Genomic DNA, 18,877 nt, shown 5'->3' with positions numbered 1-18,877 from the left:
CTCCATCACGAGGCCCCGCCGATCCGGACGGCTGAGAGCGAATATTCGTCGAAGGTTTTAGTTGTACCCAGACTCTGGATAACCTGAAACCGGATCACGTCGCCCACGCTTAGAGCGACACCGACAGCCGTACCACTGTGCCCGATGGCGGAGTTGTCGGGCGTCTGGCCGCCATCGCTTGCCAGCGTCACGTTGTTGAGTGTGATGCGAACAGCTTGGCCGGAGGTAGACAAGCCATCCTCGCGGAGGCTGAGTGTCAAAAGCCAGAGACCCTCATCGCCGGCGCCAATTGTCAGGACACCCGCGGCGAAGGTTGACCCGCCCTTAAAGAACGTGGACGTCACACCGAAGCCCGAGAGGTTGGTGTAAGTGGCGGAAACGGTGGCGGTGGTGCCGCCAACCCCGGGGGCGGCACGAGCGGCCATGTAGCTCGACTTTGCCTTGGCTTGGGTCGCGGGCGTAATCACACGCGTGGCGTCAATGCCTGCGTCGACTTCGGCCTGCGTGGCGAGTTCGACAGGGCCTGAGGCCGTGTCGCTTGCCATCCACTCGGCCCAAGTTGTGCCGTCATAGCGAAGGACGACAAGGCGCGCGCCGTTCCAATGATTGACGATAAGGCCGCGGGGCGGGCTGATGAAGGCCCATGCCGAGCCTGCCCATGCTGCAATATTAGCTGACTGCCCGGCCCATGCGCCCGTTGGGGAGGACGCCACGATATAGCGGTCCCCGACCTCCGGGGAGGAAGGCGGCGAGGCCTGGAACCCATTCACCGGGATGTCCGCATCACCGTTGCGTAGGCCGATCGCATTAATTGCCTGCTGAACGTCTTGGAACAGCCGGTTGAAAAGCGCTCGATCGGCTTCACCGCATGGGAATCCCTGATCGACTTCAGGACTGGTTGGATCGCGCACGGGTCCGTTGACCGCCCAGACGGTCGGGAAAGGCAGAGCCATAATGTACCTCCTGCAGGATCAGACCGTCAGGCGCAGGCCAGCGGATCAATGAAGGTCGGGCAGAACCATTCGCTGCCGTCGCAAAAGCCGCCCCAGCCGGAGCCAAAGCCGAAAGAATTGGCGACGCCGCGGTGGACAAAGCGAGCGATGCCCGGCGCGAACGGCAGAACGCGGAACGCCAGCGGCAGCTCCTGCTCCTCGCGGCTCGTCAGAGCGCGTCCAGGCGCAGCGCAGGCCTTGCCCCGCCCCATTGAGACAGCGAAGGCCGATGGCCCCCAGATGAACCGTGCGGCGGCTTGAAGGTCGTCGATGCTGTAGTGCTGGAGAACCTGAAAGCGGCGGGCGCGGACATAGCCGCGGTAGACCTCGTCATCGGCAAGGCAGAGATCGCCTGTCCCGCCGGCCTGGCAGTCAGCCCAGACGACATCCTTGCAGAAGCCAAGCACGATGTGGTTCGGGTTCGCCGTACCGCAGGAGAAACCGAAGACCGGTGGAGTGACGCAGACGCAATGGCACCGCGGCCAGCCGAGCCGCTCGCCTATGAAGGTCAACTGCTCGCCAGCGGCTGTGTCGAGATCAAAGGCAGACGGGATCTTACATGCCGCGAGATGCGCATCTGCAATGGCCCCGACGTCGTAGCGGATCACGCCGAGGAGATTGTCGCTCTCCCGATATTGCGTGATGACGCGATCCATCGTCGCCTGAACGAGCGCCTCGCGATCAGGACAATCAGTCGACGACATGGAGCGTCACGTTCGCAAGAGTGATAAGCGGTATTTCGTTGAAGCCGAAGGCCAGCGGGAGTGCCGCCACGGTGCCCGCGTTCTTCGCGCCGCGCCCCGCGACCACTTCAACGTTCGGCTTGTCGCAGAGCGCTTGGCTCATAATGTGCTTCGTCAGGGTGACGCCGTTGCGAGGCCGGTTCGCATCGGACAGGTTTGCGACAAGCGTCGCGGCGATGGCACTTGTCGGATCGGGCGGGCACCCGCCGGCATCGGCCCATTTTCGAATGTCGAGCTCTAACTTGGTCGGCACCTCAACCGGACGGTGGATCATGATGGATCGGCAGTAGCCGTCGATCTCGGTCTCCACGCGCGTATTCCCGAACGACGTGATGCCCGGCACGATGTAGCGGCGCGCGACGAGCGCCAACGCCTCGTCATCCCCGCCGATCGCCGCCAGCGAGACGCTGTGGGGCGACATGCCATTGTCGTCCTCCTCGTCCGCGTCGTTGACGTAGATGCGCGCCCAGGTCACGCCAGAGACATTCAGGACGGAACGATAGAAGTCGGCATCGCGCGTGTTCGCCACGCCAGCGTTCGTGATGGCGAGCGACAGCGATGCGTCGGTCTCGCCGGGCTGCCGGGCGAGCAGCCGGAGCGCGGCCAGCCGGTCGAGCGGCACGCCCTCGGCCTGGCGCGGGTCGTAGGACTGGTAGACCTCCTCGGTCCTCTCCCAGCTCATCATGATCTGCTCGGCACGCAGCCCGTTCCACTGCCCCATCGGTGAGGCCGCAGTTTGGATCAGGCCGGAGCCAAAGATGGCGACGTTGGACTGCTCGATCGCGTCGAGGATCTCGGCCATGGTCGGGCGAACAAAGCCGGCAGGCGTGACGCCATAGCTCACAAGGACACCTCTTCGTCGTACTCGGTTCCGACATCAGCGCGCACGAGGTTCAGCCGGCGCGGCTTTCGGTCGAAGCGCAGGTCGAAGGCTTCGATCCCGGTCACGCCGTTGGTGTCCATGATCTCGGCCTTCATCACGCTCTCAGCGAGCGGCAGATCGACCTTCCGCCCCATGATGCGCTCCAGCCAAGGCACGCCGGCCGTCGTGTCGAGAAACCACTCGCTTTCGAAGGTCTGAAGTCGCTGCGCGGCGTGCTGCCCTACGGCCTCGGCATCGGCCACCATGGCAAGGTTGCCATCGGCGGCCAGAGCGAGATCGGGGATGCCCTGCCCGTTCGAACGAAGCGCTGGGGCTAGGCGGCGGATCGTCATAGCGCCATGGCTCGCAGCTTGGCCGCCAGCGCGGCAAGTTCGGGTTGCTGTGTGATGGGCCAGATCCCGGCAGAAGACCCGCCGCTGACCGTCGTCGTGAGCACCCCGAGGATCTCGACCACCTGTGCGAGGATGTCGTAGACGTTGCCCTCGGCACCCTCGATCGCGACCTTGCCGTCCTGGCTCATCTTCATGCCGAAGGAGCCGCTGGCGTTGGCCCGGATATGCAGATTCCTCGGATCGAAGTTCGGGATGGGGTCAGTCAGGCTCTCCCCGCCGTCGAGGAAGGCTTCCATGTCGGAGAGGTTGAAGGACCGGCCGTCGGAGGCCGCATAGCCATCATCCCCGCCGTCCGAGTGGAAGGCCTCACTGGACCGCATCTGCGGGCGCAGGGTGACCTTGTCGCCAGCCGCGATCGGATACGTGACAGAGCCACCGCCGGCCCGCGTGAAGCGCACAGGCACGTCATGCAGTTCTGGCAGAGACGTTGGCACACCGTTCAGTCGCTTCATGAGGAGCGGCTGGATGGTCGCGGTCTGCTTGGACGGATTGAACGACACGATGCGGGCGGGCATCTCGCCCCACTGGTCCTCGCGCTCGTTGCCGACCCGCGTATCGATTGCGTCGCCCGCAAGGCGGTTGGTCCCGCCGATGTAGCCGTGGCCGCTCATTTCACGCCCTTGTCTACCTTGCCTGACGCGATCTTCTCGCCCTCGATCGACGCCTTGAAGTCGCCGCTCCGATTGTTGCCGCTGAAGGTGACGGAGGCGACCCGGTAGACGCCGCCCTCGCTATTCATCTCCAGCACATGGCTTTCAATCCGAACGCGCCGGCCGGGGCGGATCTGGGGGTTCAGGAGTGCACCGACCTTAACGCCCTTGTCGGTGATGGTCGGGACGCCGATGAGCCCCGTGTCCGGCGTCAGGAGCACCATGCCGCCGACGTGCCCGTCCGCCGGCACCGTCTCGAAGGTCTCGTTCTGGAGGCTCCACTGGAACCCATGCTGCCGGCTGAGACGATCCATCTCGCGTGAGCATGACCCGCACATTGAATAAGGCCGCTTGAACGGCGGCAGGTCGTCCAGACCCTTCAGTTCGCCGCGTGTGACGCCCTGCTTTTCGAACTCCGCGCGTAGGCCTTCGACCACCTCCTTGACCGGAGTGCCGGCACGATAGGTCTTTGAGATCGTCGCCCGCCGAACCGCCGCGTCTCCATCGCCGCACTCGAAATGGGTGATGATGTCGTCGCGCTCTCGCGTGTGCTCTACGTCCCGCAGCTCACCGATGAAGATCGTGCCCACCGTCGAGACGTCGTCCGGTGAGATGTAGCCAGCCTCCAGTTCGATCCGGTCGAACTCCTTGCCCATCGCGTTGCGGGTGGCCTCTGCGAGGTTCCAGATGTCGATGGATGCGGTGTTCTGCGTCGAGGACATCGTTTTGGAGACGCTGAACTCAATCTGCAGCTGATCGTCGGTGCTGTCGCCAGGGTTGATGACCTTCGAGCCGGCAGAGCCCTTTAGGATCACTCGGACCTTACGGAGATAGAACTGCGACATCGGCGAGACCCGCGTGGTAGAGCCGGACGCTGCCGGTCGTGAAAGCATCGCGGCCTGGGTCGTCTCCGCCGAGCGCGAAGAGGATGCCGAGTCCGAGGCCAAGCCCCTCGAAAAGGTCGCGGCCAACCACGATTCGCCGGCCGCAGAGCACTGGCTGGTCATCCAGCGCCAGATCGAAAGCCCAGCGATCGGATGTCTGGTTGTAGCGAAGCCGGAAGGTGCAGCGCCGATCCGACAGGACGACGGACAGTTCCTGGTCCGGCGCGTCGATGACAGGGATCTCGATCATCCAAGGAACTGCTTCAGGAGGGATTGACCACGCGCCGGCTCGACGGGGTTGGTCCGAGCATCGCCGCGCGTGACGGTGCCAGCCGCCCGGTTCTTGGTTGCCGCGTCCGAAGCGCGCGAAGCGGAGGGTGTTGCAGCCCGACGACTGTCTTTCCCGCCGGGCTGCTTCTTTCCGCCTCGAGCATCGGCGTTGCCGCCGTTTTGCCCCGCGTCCGCACTGTCCCCCGGCGCCGTGGCCGAGGAGACGATCTTCACCTCCTGCAACTCAATCCGACCGCTGAAGATGTCCGAGACGCGCACGTCGCGCTCGGCCGCGATGCGCCGGATCAGGAGGTTGTCGTGCTTGGCGAACCCGGAGACGTAGGTGAACGGCACCCGCGCCTTCTGCCAGGCGACCAGAGCGGCATAGGTGGCCGCGAGCGTCGGCGTCGCGATCTCCAGCGTGATCCGAAACGGCTCGGAATGGGCATGGTCGGTGATGACCGAACCGTCCTCGATAGGGATCTCCGTGATGGAGAGCGTGCTTTCCGGCGCCTCGCTGACGACGACGGGAATGGGCACGGGGCCGATGGCGCGTGAGAAAAGAATCGCGGTCATCAGCCCCCCGGAGATGCGACGACGGCGGCGCGATCCTGCACCGCTGCACGGCCAACGGTGGCGCCGGCGGAGGAGAGGCCGGCGAGCGCTTGTTTGGCCGTGGAAACGTTCGCCATGAAGGCGGAGATGTCGAGATCGGCTCGTGCTGTGATGCCAGCCTGTAAATCGCTCATGGCAGCCTTCGCGATGTTCGCTGGGTTCAGATAGCTGGTGATGTCAAGAACGGCTTTCATCACTATCTCGGACCCACTTGCTAACCTGTCAGGGTCCACACCGAACTGCTGTCCGATCCCTTCAGCATTGACGCGCCCGTCTTGCTCAAGTTCAGCCATCGGAGTGAAAGCGATGCGGGGCGTTGCAGCTCTGGTGGTCTTCCCAGTGCTGGTGATCGGCGTCTTGTTCGGCTGAGCGACGGAAGGGGCTCCGATGAAACCGAACCTCGTCAGCGCACCACCGAGCTTCTCGTCGATCGCTGCGATGATGCGATCAATCTGCGCAATCACCCCATCGGCGAAGGCCTTGAACGCCCCTTCGGGGTTCTTGAGAACACCAGAGACGAACGTCAGGATCTCGCCGACTTGGCGAAGAGCGTCGGCCATCTCGTTGATGAACCGAACCGCCTCGGTGGAGGCGAACTCCTTCATACCCCGAACGAGGGCATCAATCTGCGATTCGCCTGCCAAGGCTGAGACGTTGAAGATGCCATTGATGGCGTCCGCCAGCCCCTCGGCCGCGGCATAGGCATCAACAAACGACTGGCGGACGCGCTCAAGCGCGGCCTCCCCGCCCTCCAGGCTGCCGATAACGCTGTCATCACCAGCGAGGCCGGACATCAGATCGTCGAGGACAAGGAACGCCGCGACCATCGGGACGCGCTTCGCAATCGCCATGATGGCGCTCCGCCCCATCGCCGTCGAGGCGATCAGGCCGGCGCCCATACCAAAAGCGGTGGCCGTCTTGGACAGTCCGGTCATGCGGCTGGAGAGACTGATGACGCCGTCGGCAGCATAGTAGAAGCCGCGACCGATCCGGTAGGCTTGCGTCGCGAGGTGCGTGGCCGTGTTCATCGCGCCGACAAGGCCGTTGGAAATCACTTCGGCGACGCGGTTCAGAGCCCCAGAGCTCGACCAGCCATCGACTGTATCAAGAACGCTGCTCAGACGGCGCTTGATGTCGTCATAGTAGCCGGCCTCGCCGATCTGGCGAAGGAACCCGGTCCATGAATCGGATAGGTTCGAGACCATGCCGTCCCAAGTCTTCGACTGCTTGTCCATCGCGCCGTTGAAGCGCGCGAAGTTCTGCCGCAGGAAGCTCGTGATGGCGTCGCCCTGCTTGGCGACGGTCTTCTCCACCGTCTTGCCGCCCTCCGTCCACGCGAAGGTCACTTTGTCCTTTTCGGTGGACGCCCGAACGCCGAACTCCTTCAGACGCTCGAATTCGCCGGTCGCAGCGTCTGCCAGCGCCTCAACGCCCGACATGAGGCTTTTGCCCATGGCCGACGATGCATTGCCGACGCTCTTCAAGGACCCGTCCATTGGGTCGATGCCGTACGACTTCAGGCGGACGAACGCCTCTGTGACCTCTGCGACCTCGTAGGGTGTTGTGCGGCCGAACTCTGTCACCCAATCTAGGGAGGCCTTTGCCTTCTCCGTGCTGCCCTCAAGCGTCTCGAGGGTAGCCTGATACTTCTCGAACTCCGCAGAGGTTCGCGTGATGCTAGCGACGAAGTTGCCGATCTGATTGCCAACGGCGAGGCCAGCGAAAACGCCTGAGACGGCAAGCCCAATCTTCGTGAAGGCTGCGGCGAAGTTGTTCGCCTGCTTCTCCGCGCCGTCGAGCTCGTTCTTAAAGCGTTTGAGGTCGCCCTCGCCCTTCAGGTCGAAGCCGAGGACGGCAATCAGCTCGTCGACGATCATGCAAACGCTCCAAACAAAAGGGCCGGCGGGGAGCCCCGTCGGCCTTCGTCACGAGCGCCTTGATGCCGCTCTCAGGGAAAGATGAAGTCGACGTCCGTCAGGACCGGGTAATCGCCGCTAGGCGCTTTCACCGTGCCCTCGATGGTTACGACGCAAGCGGCCTCGTCTTCTGGCTTGTCGAACCACTGTTTTTCGCACGCCGGAATCAGCCGCCGGAAGTCCTCGCGATCGGACCAGGGGCCTTGCAAGAGCGCCGATCCACCAGAAAGCCGAAGGAACCCGCCCTGAAAGCTGAGGCCGTCAACCCGCTGGTTTTCGATCCTGACCCGTTGTCCGATTAACTTCGGCGCTTCGACCATGAAGTCCAAGCTTGGAATCGTCTTCACAGGCGCTGCGGTAACCGGCGTCACCGCGCCAACCGCGAGCATCAGAACTGTAGCTGCAATCCGAGCGATCATCACATGCTCCGTCTCAGGTGTGGCGCCCTTCTTACTTCTCCCTCGCCTTCTCCGCCATGGCCGCCTTCAGGTCGAGCATCTCGTTCGCGTCCAGAACGTCATCGAGCGTCACCCATGATCGCAGATCTGCCAGCGTGTAAGCCGGCGGCTCCGCCATGATGGGCCGGTAGAGCAGCATCTTCCCGCTGACGGTTGGCGCGATCCGCTTGACCTGCGCCTCGCTTAGCGACCGGCCTTGATCGCGAGGCTCATACTGCCCGCGAGGCCGGAGATAAAAGGGCCGAGCACGGTCTTCAGCACGAATCCGACGAGCTCGTAGAGGCCGGTCGGATCGGTCGAGAACTCGGTATCCACGTCCGCTGGCTCGAAGGCGCCATTCTCGCCTTTGATTTTCGCCATCGCGACGACGTCGGCCACGAACTGTGTGCCTTCGCGCGGTTTAAGCCGGCTGAGGATGGCGATGGTCGCCAGCGCCGATTCCCCGGCGCCGATGCTCTTTGCCGACTCCGCATCTTCTGCGCCGGACATCGCACCGAACACCTTGCGCAGGTCGTCGGTCGATCCCTGGAGCATGTTCATGACGCGGAACTGAAGCTGAAGCGCCTCGGTCGCAAGCGGCTGGTCGACCCGGAACAGCCGGCCCGCAATCTTCTTCTCGGCCATGTCGGCTTACTCCTTCGGCACGCGGGTCATGTAGTTTCCGGTCCAGAGCACCCAGGTCCGAACCGTCGCCTGCTTGCCCATGCCGGTGCCGGGCGCCTGGCGGATCAGCGCCTTATCGCAGGCGCCGCCCTCGTTGGAATCGGTATCGCGCACCGTGAACGGGATGCCGTCGAGAGCCCCGGCACGCTGCGCCTCGAGCTGGCGGACCAGCTGCGCATGGATGGGCGAGCGGTGCTGGACTCGGAGCGTGATCGTCGCCGAGCGATCGACCATCTGAGAGAAGATCGTGGAGCCGTCGGCGCCGACAATGCCGGACCCGATATCGGCGCCCTCCTCGACAGTGATGCAGTCGTCACCATCCCAGAGGCCGATGACCTCGCGCCCGTTCAGTGTCGCGGTGACATTGCCGAAGCTGTAGGAGGTCTGAAGGTTGGACACGCCCATCGTTTAGAACTCCACGGAGATGTTGACGGTCGCGTAATGGACCGCGCCGGCATAGCGGAAGGTGACGTCGGTGGCCGGCGCGATGCGCTGCTTGCGCTGGGCCGCGGAGATCGCGTTGACGTCGCCGGGCGTCACGATGAAGGACGGCTGAATGTCGCCGTTCGTGTCGAGATACCGGGCGACGATGCCGGCGCGATCTGCGCGCACCATGACAGCCTCACAGGCGCCGGCGAGGATCGCCATGCCTCGGGGGTTGTCCATGGCGATGCGCTTGTTCGCGAGCATCGCGTTGAACACCTCCTCCTCCATCCGAGCGGCCAGCCAGTCGCAGGCGTGCACCTCGTCGATGAAGACGTCCTTGTTCAGCGTGCCGCCTTCCACCACCAGGCTGATGCCCTTGGTGTCGACATAGGTATCCGCGAGATGTCCGGCGGCCGGATTGCGCCCGAGCGCCGGCACGAATCCGGTGATGGCCTGAACGACCGAGGATCGCTTGTTGAGCGGGGCGAGCCCCTCGACTGCCTTGAACTTGGCGGTGTAGCCGGCGCCCTCCTCGTCGAAGTTGTAGCTGCCGAGCTTGGCGGCGTTGGCAAAGCCGGGGTATTTGGCCGCGTCGGTGTGGTAGAAGATGCGCGTCCGGTCGAAGCCGCTGGTCTTGTTCACCGCGGCGATGTTCGTGGTGTTCGCGAGATCCTCGATGCCGGCGTCGTTCGACGTGATGGACGCGATCTTGCGGCGCGCCTGCACCCATTCGATGAGGCCTTGCGCCGCCGGGCTGTCGCGGAGCGTGGCCTCGACATCGGACCAGTACCACTGCTCATCGAAGTCCTGGATGGCGTCGAGCTCGGTCTTAAACGCAGCCTTCTTCAGCGTCGGCGTGGCCGCAGCGGTGTAGGCCGTGAGGCTGACGAAGCCAGCCTTGATCTGGAGCGGACGCGGGCGCTGCGCGAACGCCTGTTCGGCGGCGATGTAGAAAGCGTCGGTCGGGACGAAGTCGACTGCCACCTCCTCGATCGCGCCATAGACCTTCGTCCGGCGCGTGGCGTCGAGCGAGCCGGTCACGGCTTTCGACTGGAGGAGCAAGGCGACGCCGAAGCCCTCGATCGCAGCGAAGCGGTCCTTGCGCGTGACCTGCACGTTCACAAATCTTGAAATGGGGACTGTCATGGCGTCCTCTCGTATGGCGCGCACGCCGGCCGCGATGGATAGGCTTCAGGCCTTGGTGATCTGGACCGGCGCCACGTCGACCACGTCGACTGTCACGCCGTCGCGGACGATGCCGCGGATCTCGATGTCCATCTGCGCGCGGGCCCGCCATTCCTCGTTGAGGATCTCGGCCGCGTCGCGGATGGCGCTGGTTTCGAAGAGCGTCAGCGGGCGCAGCGTCTCCGCCGTGCTCGCGAAGAACTGCGCCGTTTTGATCTGGCGTAGGAGTGTCTTGCCTTCCCCGCCATAGACGTTGACGGAGAAGCGCCAGAACCATTCGTGCGCGGTGGTCTGGGTGAAGACCTCGTTCTCGCCGGCGCCGACCGACGTAATCTCCATGGCGGCTGGCAGCTCGCGCACGCTGTCCGCCAGCATCAGGTTTAGGACGCCGTAGGGCTCAGCCGGCTCCTTCTGCCCTTGATAGGACTGGATGACGGTGATGCCCATGAGGCTGGCGATCCAGGCGCGCACCGCGTCACGGACTTCCTTCTCCGTCATCGCAGCGCCCCGAGGATGGCTCGGCTATATCCGCCGAGAGGCTGCCAATCATCCACGGACAGCACCTTGTAGCGCTCCCCTGTGATGATGCGATCGGCGGGCTCGAGCGGGAACCGGGTGAAGACCTTTGCCTGGGCCTCGTCGCGAAGGCCCTCCGGCATGTTGTCGAATTCCTTGGCCGAGAGCGGCTGAATGGATGCACGGATCGCAGTCGTCTGCGTCGTGCCTGGCACGGCATAGCCGTCGGCATCGTATCCACCACCGACGTCGCGCTCGTGCGTCGCCGCGGTGGTCAGGCGCGAATTGAAAGCGGCAGAGACATCAAGCGCCATCGTCCACCATGAAGGTCAGCCTCGTCCTCATGTCGCCCTCGTCGATCAGAGGCTTCTTGCCGGCGCCCTTCAGCTTGATCGTGACCGGGCTGTTTGGAGGACTGGTGAGGGTTGAAATCTCATGCTGCATGTCGCCTTGAGCGGAAACACCCAGACCGCGCAGCACCTCTCCGATCGCCGTCGAGCCGCGAAGGATCGCTCTGGCCCCGGCCGCCATCGACTTCTGATACTTCCCTCTTTTCGCGCGCATCGTGTTGCGCATGAAGGGCCGCTCCGGCACCGGTCCGCCCCAGCCGCCGCCAGAGGCACCGCCGCGCGTACCGAACTCGTTCCAGACCGCGCGCTGGACAATATCGCTCTCGACCTTGCCAGCCGGGAAGCCGACCTTGACCTTCGTCGGGCCCTTGAGGAGCGCGGCGATCTTAGCGACATCCAGCTTCTGGTTTCGATCCACCCGCGCCGTGAACATCAGGCCACCATCGGCCCGGCGAAGTTCAGCCGTAGGAGCCTCAGGAAGCGCTTGCCGTATTCCGTGGACGAATAGTCGTCCGAGCCGCCGGACGCACCTGACGAGGCCGCTGTGCCCCCGCCATAGCTGACCTCGACCTCCCCGACCTTCTCCTTCGTGATCGGGCCGGCATAATCGCCGTAAGAGACCGAGCCCTGCGCCTTCTGGATCGCGTCCTCAGACAGGAGGAGGTGCGCCGTCAGAAGCAAGATGGCCGGGACATAGTCGCGCTCGACCCACGAGGTAGAGACGGACGCCTGCGCCTCAATGAGCACCGCCTGCACGAGCGCGTCACCGACCGGAGCGAACTCGGCATAGCGCGCCCGGAACTCTGCGAGCGTCGGGGCGACGTAGGGCATCAGTCCTTCGCCTTGCCCTTGGGCTCTTCGGCCGCCGGCTTGGCATCGGCATCCACGAGGAGACCGAGCTTCACCCATGTCGCGATCGGTTCGGGCTGGGATGCGATATCGAAGTCGGGCACCGCCGCCGTCCGGCCTGGCTGGATTGTCACGCCGCCGACGGTCAGCGCGTCCTCATGCTTGTTCGTGATGTTGGTCGAGGCCATGGGGGCTCCTTACGGGCGTGGCAGGTCGGGAACGGAATGGAGGCAGCGGATAGCCCGCAGATGATGCAGGGGTGGCGGTTGGTAGTCGTTGACGTGACATCGCGTTCAGCTAGAAAACATCAGCGGATGGAGACCCTCGGTCCGCAAGAGCGCCGCGCAGTTCCCCACCAGCACTCTGCGCGGCGCGACCGCACTTGATACGGTGCCCCAGGGAGCTACGCCGCGATGCCCTCGACTAGACCTTCGTACCGGACAGTCGTGAGACCTCGCGAGTTCGGCGAACGGTAGATGCCGTGCGCCAAGTAGGGTTGGCCGTAGCCGGCATAGCCGAGCGGGCCGCAATACTCGCAGACGACCTTGCCGTTCAGCTTGGCCTGGAAGAAGCCGGTGCCGCCGCGACCGTCCAGGAACATGATCTCCAAATGATACTGTTCGCGGCCGATGGGGATCATCGGCAGGATGATCTCTTTGCCCTGCTCTTTCGGGTCGCCTGGATCGCAGCGGAGGTCGAAGATCAGGAACTCGCCGGCCACGGTGCGCTTGCGGCCGACAGCAGCGGACGGGGAACGCCAGCGACCGCCAAGAAGCAGCGGCTTGACATTCCACTGGATCAAGATCTCCCACCAGGGCCAGCCCGGCTGAAGGACGGGCAGGAACTGCGGCGCGTCCGGCAGGAGGTTGAGCATCGTCGCGGCGCGGAGCATCTTGTCGAAGCGGCGTCGGTCGTACTGGTCGTCGTCGTAGCCCGCCATGGCGCGTTGCGGCGCCTCGTTCAGGTTCGCGGCGTATTGCGCGGCCTCGTTGGCCGAGCAGTCGCCGAAGCGCACGGAGAAGTCCCGAACGATAGGGCCGCGCGGAGGCGCCGGAAAGCGCGTCGAGCATCGATCCCGTTGCGGGCGCGGCAGGATGAAGCGGCCTTTGTGCCCGTTCTCCTCGATCGGCTCTTCGTCCCTGTGCCAGACGATGGGCTTGATGTCGGCCATCAGGCCGGCACCGTCGCGCCGCCGTCGCGCGCCCACCACTGCGACAGCGTCAGGAACTGCAGCTTGCCGGCAGCAACCAGCGGGGCAGCCCACGGGATCATGCCGGCCGTGAAGAACTCAGGCGGCGTGTCGAGACCCGTAGCGCCCGCATAAGAACCGTGGAACAGCGGGATCAGCGTGCCGCCCGTCGCCACGACGCGATCGTATTCGGGCTGTGCCGCAGCCCAGCTCAGGTCGGTGTGCGACTTGCGCCAGAGGTCAAACGGCTGCGGAACCCCGAAGCGGGTGAACATGACATTGTCCTGCCCCGAGCCTCGAACGCCCGTGGTCGCGGACTTCCAGAACTTGGACGCGGCGAGCTTGGCCTGCGCCTGACCAACGGCCCAGACGCCGGTCTCGTCGATGAACGTCACCTTCGGCGTGCCGGCGGGGATCGGATTGTTCAGGATCGGATTGGCCTGATCCGCGGCATTTACGACGACCGTGCCCGCGGGAACGAGGTAGCCGTAAACGCTCTGACCGTTGGCGATGGTGCCGGCGCTTTTGCTCGTGACGGCCAGCGTGGTCGTGCCGTTTGCGGTGACGGCGGCAACGATCTTCGTCGCTGGCAGGATCGCCTTGTCGGCGTTCGGAAACGTCGTGTGGCCCCGGCCGCGCGTCCACCCGTTGTTCACAAGCCACTGGTCGCCTTCCGCCATCTTGGCGAGCCAAGCATCGGGATTGGCATAGGTCGTGACCGACTGGTCGAGGGGATGGCCGTCGAGGCAGATGTCGTCGCCCTTGGCGTAGCGAGCCTGATATGTGGCCTTCGATGCCTTGCCCGCGGCGCCAGCCTCAACCTGTTCCCACGGCAGATAGTGCGACATTGGGATGCCGGCGGCGTCCAGTGCGGGCGCGACGTTAGCAAGAAAGCTCGCCATGGCATCGTCATTGGTCAGGACGACCGTGCCTGGGAACGCCTTAGTCTTCCACAGGCCAGCGTGACGAATGACCGGGTTGAGGCCCGTGCCAATGCCGGTCACGCCGAAGTCGTCGCGGGCACGGACGTTCGTGACTGCGGGGCCGAGAGCGCAGCCGAACTCGGGAACCGTTGCAGCCTCGAACCGAAAGCCCGTCGTGCCGAGGTTGCCGTTGTAGAGCATGGCGGGCCGCCCGCCCGCCGCGCCAGGCCCGTAATAGGTGCCGTTACCGCCGCGCTCGATCTGAATGTTGGCTGCATAAGCGTCGATCGTGGGCTTCTCGACGTGGGTCGCCCAGACCAGAACGTCGTCGGCTGCGAGGTCGATCGTGCCCTCCGACTTCGTCAGCGTCATCGTCGTGCCGGTGCCGCGCCCTTCCAGCCGGATCGCGCCGGCGCCGCGAAGTTTGGTCGTCGCGTCGATCGAGGAGACGGGATTGCCGCCGATGGTGAAGCCGGTGAGGCTCTCGAAGGCTTCCAAAAGAACCGGCGTCGGCAGGACGGGAACAACCCCACCACCCGCGCCAGGGGAGAACGAGCCTGGAATAGGCGCATTCGGCCCGCCATTGATCGGACGCATCAGCCGCATGCGAGAGGACCGGGCCATTCACTTCTCCAATGCGCACGAAAGCGCCCGCCGGTTGCGGGTTGTGGAAGGTCAGAGGGATGCGGGCAGCGGGGATGGTACCGGCTGCCCGCCATCGCGTCAGTCGGGCTTGTTGGCCTCGACGAAGGAGGCCTTGTCGTCTTCGGACTTGGCGTCGAAGTCCTTCACCGCCTCGTCGCGGAGGGACTTAGTGACGGGCACGCCATCCTTCGTCACGACGTTCCAGCCGCCAGCCTTGCCGACGACCGCATAGACGCTCGTGGCTGGGGCACCGGTGTTCGGAGCCGAGCCGTTCTCCGAAGTCTCTTGGGATGCGATCAACCGCGCACCCAAGTTCTCAACGACACCGTTCAAAGCGTCCACCCTGCTGAAAACGTCCTCTCGCAGGCTGGCGATTGCCGCGAGGATCGCTTCTGGCTCCACCTTGCTTGTCTCAGGAGGCTGCGGCGGCTCGTCAGGATTCGGCGCGTAGTCTCCTTCGGCGGTAAGGAACGGTGCGTCGTCGATCGCCTTCTTGTCGCGCTTGAAGACGCTGAGTTCGCGCGTCTCGCCCGGCGCGAGATACGCAACACCACCGTCTGCCGTATGAATGCCCTGCAGGGCCTTGGAGTTGTTCGTGATCTTCACGTCCGCCGCTCCTTACTGAACGCTCGGGGCCGGCGACATACCGTCCGCGTAGGCCATGGCGCCGGGGAGACGGACTTCCGTGCCACCGGTGCGCGCGATGATGCCGGTCTCGAAGCCCATGATGGACTTCTGACGGGTCGGCAGAACCCGCCGCGGCATCGGGAGATGGAAGCGCAGAACCTCCGGGTCCTTGCGGTAAGCGACCATCCGGCCCGTGCCGCCGGCGCCGGCTGCGCCGAGTTCACGAAGCGGCTTGATGTCGAGCGCCTGTCCGGTCTCGGCCGTGTAGATGTTCCCCTTCTGCAGATACTCGAGCCCGCTGATGAGGAAGTCACCGGAGCCGACGCGGATGGTCGAGAGCAGCCGGAAGGCATCCGGCGGCAGACGCACGCTGTCCGCCCACTCCGTTTCAGCTGTGTTGCTGCGGATGCTGGCGAGCAGGTTGTTGATGTCGTTCAGAATCAGATCGACCGTCTTGGTAGACCAGAGCCGAGACGAGCCCGTGCCGTTGGCAGGAACATCGATGCGCGTCACCAGCGGGTTGTTCGCGAAGCCGGTCCAGCCCTTCTCGGCGGCGCCAACCATGGCAACGGAGTTGAGCAGGCGCTCGACCTTGTCCGCCGCGGAGATCGCCTTCGTGTCGTTCAGGTTGATCCCGTAAAGGGCCGCCTGATTGACCTCCTCAATGTTCCATTCCCAGCCGGAGCCGATCATGGCGAAGTCCTGGCTCGCCTGATCGCGGGTCGCCTGGTTGAACGGCATGTCGGTGCCGGCGCCGGAGAGGAACTTGGCCTCGCCCGCGGTGTCGATCGTGAAGAACGTGGTTCCGATCGCCCACTCGTTGCCTTCCGTGACCACGGGCACATGGGCCGCGTAGTTGAAGGTCGGGTAGCGGCGCTGATAGATCCGCGTCTCGATGTTGCGCCCCTGCGCGAGGACGAAGGGGTACGCTGCCTGCGCGTCTGCGAAGGCCTGGCGTTGCATGTTCATGATCAGGCGCTCCGGTTCTTGGTGCTGAACTCGACGACGGCACCGGCCGCGCCGGAGGTGTCGAAGAAGGTCTCGGGGAACGGGCCGACGATGCCCGTGCCAGCCGCCGCCACCACCCGGTCATTGACCGTGTCGTAGTAGACGGGATCGCCGTCCGCGACGGTGCCGCCGGCGACGTGGTACATCTGACCGCGGGTCATGAAGGCGCCGGTGAAGAACTGCGGGTAGCCGTCGACCAGCGTGGCGCCGGGCGAAACGGGCGGGACCGCCGGGTTCAGGACCGCGAAGCCCATGAACTTGCCGCCGGCCGCGAACGGGACGACGCCATGATCGCCGGCGCCACGCTGGACGGGCTGGCCGAACTTGATGCCGGCCGCGTTCTCGACGGAGCGGCTGATCTTGTTGCAGCTCTCCTCGTTCGCGATCTGGCCCTTGAGGCCCTTCGGAGGCGTGCCGCCATAGGTGGTCTGAAGCGTTGCCATGATCAGGGTCTCCTTCAGGCGGCCTTGGAGGGACGGGACGCGGCCTGCATGTCGGCGACCATCGCCTTCCAGGCAGCTTCGGGAACGGCAGCGTCGGTGACGGGCTGCGGCTGGCCGAGCAGTGCATCGCGCAGCGGGTCGGCCTTGGCGGCGTCCTCCGCGAGGATGTCGAAACGCGCGTCGAAGTAGGCGTCGGACTTGCCGGCCACTGCGGCATCCCCGAGCTTGGCGACGACGACGGCCTTCTTGATCGCAGCATCCGAGAGGCCCGCGGTCTTCACGTCCTTGGCGATCATGCCGGCGACCGTGACGAGCAGCGCGCGGTCCTGGACGCGCTTGTCGAGATCGGCGTCGGACAGCACCTTCCCCTTCAGATCGTCGATCGCGGCGTCCTTCTTGGCGAGTTCGGCATCCTTGGCCGCGAGCGCGGTGACGTGCGCCTTCTCGGCATCCGAGAGACGGGTCTCGACCGCCTGCTTGTCCTTCGTGATCTTCTCGATGGCAGCGGCGCCCGCGTCGGTCGTCTCGACCTGCAGCCCGTCGACCATCACCTTGCGCAGAGCATCGGCCATACGGCCCTCCTGTGAGTGATTGGCATCGTTGATCGGGGCGGCGCCCCATGGTCCGCCGGCAGCATCGCCGATGCGGCATTCGGCACCCGCCCGCCCTCGCGCGACGATCGCGACGTGGTTGGCCCGGATGTTCTTCTGGATGGCGTCGTAGGACTCGCCGTCGGCGGTCTTGCCGCTCTCGAAAGCGAGGTCGCAGGTGTATCCGGCGGAAAGCTCGCGCTTCCCGCCCTCGATCGACGCGATGGCGGAGGCATCCTTGACGATCAGGGGAATGCGCAGGCGGTGACCGTCGCGAAGAACCTCGCCGCTGGTCTCCCCGACTGCCAGGTCTTTCCAGTTGTCGGCCGTGACCGCGACCGTCGGATGGTCGTTCGTGATCGGGACATGGCTGAAGGAGGCGAGGCTCTTGGCGTCGAAGACCTCCGCCTCGGGCCGGTAGACCCGGACGATGGCGAGATCGGGCTTGCCGACCTCCGCGCCGGTGTAGGCCTGGATGCCGGTGCGCACGATGCGCGCGTCCGCGACGAGATAGCCGTCTGCCGTCCGTCGCGTGTCCGCGATCGGTGCAGCGTCGGTGAATTTCATTGGCGATGTCCTTGATCGCGGCTATCGTCGCCGCCCATGAACGACGAGCAATTCCGAGAGCTGAAGCAGATCCTCTTGGATCAGAACTGCCGGCTGTCCGACCTGGCGAACCATGTGCGACGGCTGCAGGTGCAGATGGACGATCTGCAGGCCGGCCTTCGCATCAACGACATCGCGCATATCGGCGGGATGAAGGAGCTCGACACGTTCATGTCGCTGCTCGGCAAGGGCCCTCGCCCCAGCCACACGCTGCCCCTGCCTCAGTCGAAGCGCTCACCGTCGAAGTAGACGATCCCGCGCGCAACGCACCGGCACTGGATAGGCTGCCCAGGTGGCAAGCCGTTCTCAGCGTCCGTCGGCTTCCCGTATTCGTATTCCTTGCCCTCAAGAGCCTTGTGCCGCGCCCTCACCCGCTCGTCGTGCGACGTGCTCCAGGCGTAAGACGTGACGCCGGCCTGCACATGCCGAAAGCGGTTGAGATCGCTTGTCAGCTTGGCGACCTGATCCCGCGCGATGACCTTGGCGCGGCGATCGGCGACCCCGAACTCCTCCGTCAGGCGCTCGCGGAACTGCTTGGCCGTCTGGCCCTGCAGCACCGCGTCATAGGCGGCCCGCTCCACCTTCGCGACGGTGTCGCTGGCGAGGCTCTTGATCAGCGAGGCGTTGCGCCCCACCGCGTCCTGCAGCTTGTCGCCCAAGTCCTCCTGCGAGACGACCGCAGCGATGTCGATGCCCAGCGTGGACCGGACAGAGGCCTTCCACTTCTCGGTGTGGCGGCCGGCCTCAAGCCCAAGGATGCGGCTGACCGTGCCCTCCGCGATGATGCCGAGCGTGACGGCCAGATCTTTCAGCGTCTCGAACATGCCCGAGAAGAGCGCGTCCTGCGTCAGGGCTGACCTCTGGCGGGCGATCTCGGCTTCCACCTGCGGGACAACGTCGGACATGGTCCGCGCCGCCAGAGCCCGCAGCATGGCCCGCTCTGCGCGGAGATATTCCTTCTGCGCCCCGCCGCTGTCCACGATCGGCGGGAGCGTGACGGAGGCGCGGCGGGTCTTGGCGGCAGCGAGGCGGGCGAGGTTGAAGGTCTGCATTC

General features: G+C 65.0%; 27 protein-coding genes. 1 reads left to right on the top strand and 26 read right to left on the bottom strand.

The features are described from left to right. Positions 1 to 5: 5 nt before the first annotated feature. The 25 genes from ASG62_RS26060 to ASG62_RS24580 all read right to left on the bottom strand — a co-directional run bounded on the left by ASG62_RS26060 (position 6) and on the right by ASG62_RS24580 (position 17,784). A complete protein-coding gene (locus ASG62_RS26060; RefSeq protein WP_082537397.1) occupies positions 6 to 953 on the bottom strand; it encodes a DUF2793 domain-containing protein in 948 nt (315 codons plus the stop codon). 26 nt (positions 954 to 979) lie between these two features. Continuing rightward, on the bottom strand, positions 980 to 1,696 hold the full coding sequence (locus ASG62_RS24690) for a DUF2612 domain-containing protein (RefSeq protein ID WP_057180628.1): 717 nt from the start codon (positions 1,694 to 1,696) through the stop codon (positions 980 to 982). After that, entirely contained in the window at positions 1,683 to 2,579 is an 897-nt protein-coding gene (locus ASG62_RS24685) for a hypothetical protein (protein WP_056697454.1), read from the bottom strand. The genes ASG62_RS24690 and ASG62_RS24685 overlap by 14 nt, the downstream gene beginning before the upstream one ends. Continuing rightward, positions 2,576 to 2,950 carry a hypothetical protein gene (locus ASG62_RS24680; protein WP_056697456.1) on the bottom strand — a complete coding sequence of 125 codons (375 nt, stop codon included), beginning with the start codon at positions 2,948 to 2,950 and terminating at the stop codon, positions 2,576 to 2,578. Before ASG62_RS24680 ends, ASG62_RS24685 begins: the two co-directional genes overlap by 4 nt. Next, a complete protein-coding gene (locus ASG62_RS24675) occupies positions 2,947 to 3,621 on the bottom strand; it encodes a Gp138 family membrane-puncturing spike protein (RefSeq protein ID WP_056697458.1) in 675 nt (224 codons plus the stop codon). The genes ASG62_RS24680 and ASG62_RS24675 overlap by 4 nt, the downstream gene beginning before the upstream one ends. Further along, positions 3,618 to 4,505 carry a phage protein gene (locus ASG62_RS24670; RefSeq protein WP_056697461.1) on the bottom strand — a complete coding sequence of 296 codons (888 nt, stop codon included), beginning with the start codon at positions 4,503 to 4,505 and terminating at the stop codon, positions 3,618 to 3,620. Before ASG62_RS24670 ends, ASG62_RS24675 begins: the two co-directional genes overlap by 4 nt. Continuing rightward, on the bottom strand, positions 4,483 to 4,794 hold the full coding sequence (locus tag ASG62_RS28180) for a phage baseplate plug protein (RefSeq protein ID WP_056697463.1): 312 nt from the start codon (positions 4,792 to 4,794) through the stop codon (positions 4,483 to 4,485). The genes ASG62_RS24670 and ASG62_RS28180 overlap by 23 nt, the downstream gene beginning before the upstream one ends. After that, complete coding sequence (locus ASG62_RS24660) at positions 4,791 to 5,390, bottom strand: phage baseplate protein (RefSeq protein ID WP_056697466.1); 600 nt, start codon at positions 5,388 to 5,390, stop codon at positions 4,791 to 4,793. Before ASG62_RS24660 ends, ASG62_RS28180 begins: the two co-directional genes overlap by 4 nt. Next, the gene (locus ASG62_RS24655) at positions 5,390 to 7,306 is read right to left on the bottom strand and encodes a tape measure protein (protein ID WP_056697468.1); all 1,917 of its coding nucleotides are present in this window, start codon (positions 7,304 to 7,306) and stop codon (positions 5,390 to 5,392) included. Before ASG62_RS24655 ends, ASG62_RS24660 begins: the two co-directional genes overlap by 1 nt. A gap of 71 nt (positions 7,307 to 7,377) precedes the next feature. After that, positions 7,378 to 7,764: a hypothetical protein gene (locus ASG62_RS24650; RefSeq protein ID WP_056697469.1), complete on the bottom strand. Its 387-nt coding sequence runs from the start codon at positions 7,762 to 7,764 to the stop codon at positions 7,378 to 7,380. Positions 7,765 to 7,795: 31 nt separating this feature from the next. Continuing rightward, the gene (locus ASG62_RS27350) at positions 7,796 to 7,942 is read right to left on the bottom strand and encodes a hypothetical protein (protein ID WP_164470483.1); all 147 of its coding nucleotides are present in this window, start codon (positions 7,940 to 7,942) and stop codon (positions 7,796 to 7,798) included. Positions 7,943 to 7,986: 44 nt separating this feature from the next. Then, positions 7,987 to 8,427 (bottom strand): phage tail assembly chaperone, encoded by a 441-nt coding sequence (locus ASG62_RS24645; protein ID WP_056697471.1) that lies wholly within the window; start codon positions 8,425 to 8,427, stop codon positions 7,987 to 7,989. A 6-nt stretch (positions 8,428 to 8,433) separates the two neighbouring features. Beyond that, a complete protein-coding gene (locus tag ASG62_RS24640) occupies positions 8,434 to 8,865 on the bottom strand; it encodes a phage structural protein (RefSeq protein ID WP_413814232.1) in 432 nt (143 codons plus the stop codon). A gap of 9 nt (positions 8,866 to 8,874) precedes the next feature. Beyond that, entirely contained in the window at positions 8,875 to 10,038 is a 1,164-nt protein-coding gene (locus ASG62_RS24635; protein WP_056697475.1) for a DUF3383 family protein, read from the bottom strand. A gap of 45 nt (positions 10,039 to 10,083) precedes the next feature. Further along, positions 10,084 to 10,575, bottom strand: a complete 492-nt coding sequence (locus ASG62_RS24630) for an LIC_12616 family protein (protein ID WP_056697478.1) — start codon at positions 10,573 to 10,575, stop codon at positions 10,084 to 10,086. Then, entirely contained in the window at positions 10,572 to 10,907 is a 336-nt protein-coding gene (locus ASG62_RS24625) for a head-tail adaptor protein (RefSeq protein ID WP_056697480.1), read from the bottom strand. Before ASG62_RS24625 ends, ASG62_RS24630 begins: the two co-directional genes overlap by 4 nt. Beyond that, the gene (locus tag ASG62_RS24620; RefSeq protein ID WP_056697482.1) at positions 10,897 to 11,376 is read right to left on the bottom strand and encodes a hypothetical protein; all 480 of its coding nucleotides are present in this window, start codon (positions 11,374 to 11,376) and stop codon (positions 10,897 to 10,899) included. Before ASG62_RS24620 ends, ASG62_RS24625 begins: the two co-directional genes overlap by 11 nt. Further along, positions 11,376 to 11,774, bottom strand: coding sequence for a DUF4054 domain-containing protein (locus ASG62_RS24615; protein WP_056697484.1), 399 nt, complete (start codon positions 11,772 to 11,774; stop codon positions 11,376 to 11,378). The genes ASG62_RS24620 and ASG62_RS24615 overlap by 1 nt, the downstream gene beginning before the upstream one ends. After that, a complete protein-coding gene (locus ASG62_RS24610; RefSeq protein WP_056697485.1) occupies positions 11,774 to 11,980 on the bottom strand; it encodes a hypothetical protein in 207 nt (68 codons plus the stop codon). The genes ASG62_RS24615 and ASG62_RS24610 overlap by 1 nt, the downstream gene beginning before the upstream one ends. Positions 11,981 to 12,195: 215 nt before the next feature. Next, positions 12,196 to 12,807: a hypothetical protein gene (locus ASG62_RS24605; protein WP_156382355.1), complete on the bottom strand. Its 612-nt coding sequence runs from the start codon at positions 12,805 to 12,807 to the stop codon at positions 12,196 to 12,198. A gap of 155 nt (positions 12,808 to 12,962) precedes the next feature. Continuing rightward, a complete protein-coding gene (locus tag ASG62_RS24600; RefSeq protein WP_156382354.1) occupies positions 12,963 to 14,276 on the bottom strand; it encodes a hypothetical protein in 1,314 nt (437 codons plus the stop codon). A gap of 351 nt (positions 14,277 to 14,627) precedes the next feature. Next, the gene (locus ASG62_RS24595) at positions 14,628 to 15,155 is read right to left on the bottom strand and encodes a hypothetical protein (protein WP_056697492.1); all 528 of its coding nucleotides are present in this window, start codon (positions 15,153 to 15,155) and stop codon (positions 14,628 to 14,630) included. Between the two features lie 12 nt (positions 15,156 to 15,167). After that, entirely contained in the window at positions 15,168 to 16,145 is a 978-nt protein-coding gene (locus ASG62_RS24590) for a DUF2184 domain-containing protein (RefSeq protein ID WP_056697494.1), read from the bottom strand. Between the two features lie 2 nt (positions 16,146 to 16,147). Continuing rightward, entirely contained in the window at positions 16,148 to 16,627 is a 480-nt protein-coding gene (locus ASG62_RS24585; RefSeq protein WP_056697496.1) for a hypothetical protein, read from the bottom strand. 14 nt (positions 16,628 to 16,641) lie between these two features. After that, on the bottom strand, positions 16,642 to 17,784 hold the full coding sequence (locus tag ASG62_RS24580; RefSeq protein ID WP_056697498.1) for a DUF2213 domain-containing protein: 1,143 nt from the start codon (positions 17,782 to 17,784) through the stop codon (positions 16,642 to 16,644). Positions 17,785 to 17,820: 36 nt separating this feature from the next. On the opposite strand from ASG62_RS24580, the gene ASG62_RS24575 reads away from it, so the two are divergent. Further along, positions 17,821 to 18,072, top strand: a complete 252-nt coding sequence (locus ASG62_RS24575) for a hypothetical protein (protein WP_056697500.1) — start codon at positions 17,821 to 17,823, stop codon at positions 18,070 to 18,072. Here the strand turns inward: ASG62_RS24575 and ASG62_RS24570 are convergent. Further along, positions 18,045 to 18,875 (bottom strand): phage minor head protein, encoded by an 831-nt coding sequence (locus ASG62_RS24570; RefSeq protein WP_056697502.1) that lies wholly within the window; start codon positions 18,873 to 18,875, stop codon positions 18,045 to 18,047. The genes ASG62_RS24575 and ASG62_RS24570 overlap by 28 nt on opposite strands. Positions 18,876 to 18,877 lie beyond the last annotated feature (2 nt).

It is taken from the genome of Aureimonas sp. Leaf427 (assembly GCF_001425485.1).
In the GTDB taxonomy this organism is placed as follows: Bacteria; Pseudomonadota; Alphaproteobacteria; order Rhizobiales; family Rhizobiaceae; genus Plantimonas.
Note: the sequence above shows the minus strand (reverse complement) of the source record. Positions and strands in the feature narration are given on the sequence as shown.

Coding starts and splice junctions, on each gene's coding strand:
- ASG62_RS24570 (WP_056697502.1), bottom strand. CDS start 18,875: ATGCAGACCTTCAACCTCGCCCGCCTCGCTGCCGCCAAGACCCGCCGC.
- ASG62_RS24625 (WP_056697480.1), bottom strand. CDS start 10,907: ATGGCGCTTGATGTCTCTGCCGCTTTCAATTCGCGCCTGACCACCGCG.
- ASG62_RS24680 (WP_056697456.1), bottom strand. CDS start 2,950: ATGACGATCCGCCGCCTAGCCCCAGCGCTTCGTTCGAACGGGCAGGGC.
- ASG62_RS24600 (WP_156382354.1), bottom strand. CDS start 14,276: ATGACGCTGACGAAGTCGGAGGGCACGATCGACCTCGCAGCCGACGAC.
- ASG62_RS24615 (WP_056697484.1), bottom strand. CDS start 11,774: ATGCCCTACGTCGCCCCGACGCTCGCAGAGTTCCGGGCGCGCTATGCC.
- ASG62_RS24575 (WP_056697500.1), top strand. CDS start 17,821: ATGAACGACGAGCAATTCCGAGAGCTGAAGCAGATCCTCTTGGATCAG.
- ASG62_RS24580 (WP_056697498.1), bottom strand. CDS start 17,784: ATGAAATTCACCGACGCTGCACCGATCGCGGACACGCGACGGACGGCA.
- ASG62_RS24635 (WP_056697475.1), bottom strand. CDS start 10,038: ATGACAGTCCCCATTTCAAGATTTGTGAACGTGCAGGTCACGCGCAAG.
- ASG62_RS24650 (WP_056697469.1), bottom strand. CDS start 7,764: ATGATCGCTCGGATTGCAGCTACAGTTCTGATGCTCGCGGTTGGCGCG.
- ASG62_RS24590 (WP_056697494.1), bottom strand. CDS start 16,145: ATGAACATGCAACGCCAGGCCTTCGCAGACGCGCAGGCAGCGTACCCC.
- ASG62_RS26060 (WP_082537397.1), bottom strand. CDS start 953: ATGGCTCTGCCTTTCCCGACCGTCTGGGCGGTCAACGGACCCGTGCGC.
- ASG62_RS24620 (WP_056697482.1), bottom strand. CDS start 11,376: ATGTTCACGGCGCGGGTGGATCGAAACCAGAAGCTGGATGTCGCTAAG.
- ASG62_RS27350 (WP_164470483.1), bottom strand. CDS start 7,942: ATGCTGCTCTACCGGCCCATCATGGCGGAGCCGCCGGCTTACACGCTG.
- ASG62_RS24655 (WP_056697468.1), bottom strand. CDS start 7,306: ATGATCGTCGACGAGCTGATTGCCGTCCTCGGCTTCGACCTGAAGGGC.
- ASG62_RS24585 (WP_056697496.1), bottom strand. CDS start 16,627: ATGGCAACGCTTCAGACCACCTATGGCGGCACGCCTCCGAAGGGCCTC.
- ASG62_RS24630 (WP_056697478.1), bottom strand. CDS start 10,575: ATGACGGAGAAGGAAGTCCGTGACGCGGTGCGCGCCTGGATCGCCAGC.
- ASG62_RS24670 (WP_056697461.1), bottom strand. CDS start 4,505: ATGTCGCAGTTCTATCTCCGTAAGGTCCGAGTGATCCTAAAGGGCTCT.
- ASG62_RS24675 (WP_056697458.1), bottom strand. CDS start 3,621: ATGAGCGGCCACGGCTACATCGGCGGGACCAACCGCCTTGCGGGCGAC.
- ASG62_RS24610 (WP_056697485.1), bottom strand. CDS start 11,980: ATGGCCTCGACCAACATCACGAACAAGCATGAGGACGCGCTGACCGTC.
- ASG62_RS28180 (WP_056697463.1), bottom strand. CDS start 4,794: ATGATCGAGATCCCTGTCATCGACGCGCCGGACCAGGAACTGTCCGTC.
- ASG62_RS24645 (WP_056697471.1), bottom strand. CDS start 8,427: ATGGCCGAGAAGAAGATTGCGGGCCGGCTGTTCCGGGTCGACCAGCCG.
- ASG62_RS24690 (WP_057180628.1), bottom strand. CDS start 1,696: ATGTCGTCGACTGATTGTCCTGATCGCGAGGCGCTCGTTCAGGCGACG.
- ASG62_RS24660 (WP_056697466.1), bottom strand. CDS start 5,390: ATGACCGCGATTCTTTTCTCACGCGCCATCGGCCCCGTGCCCATTCCC.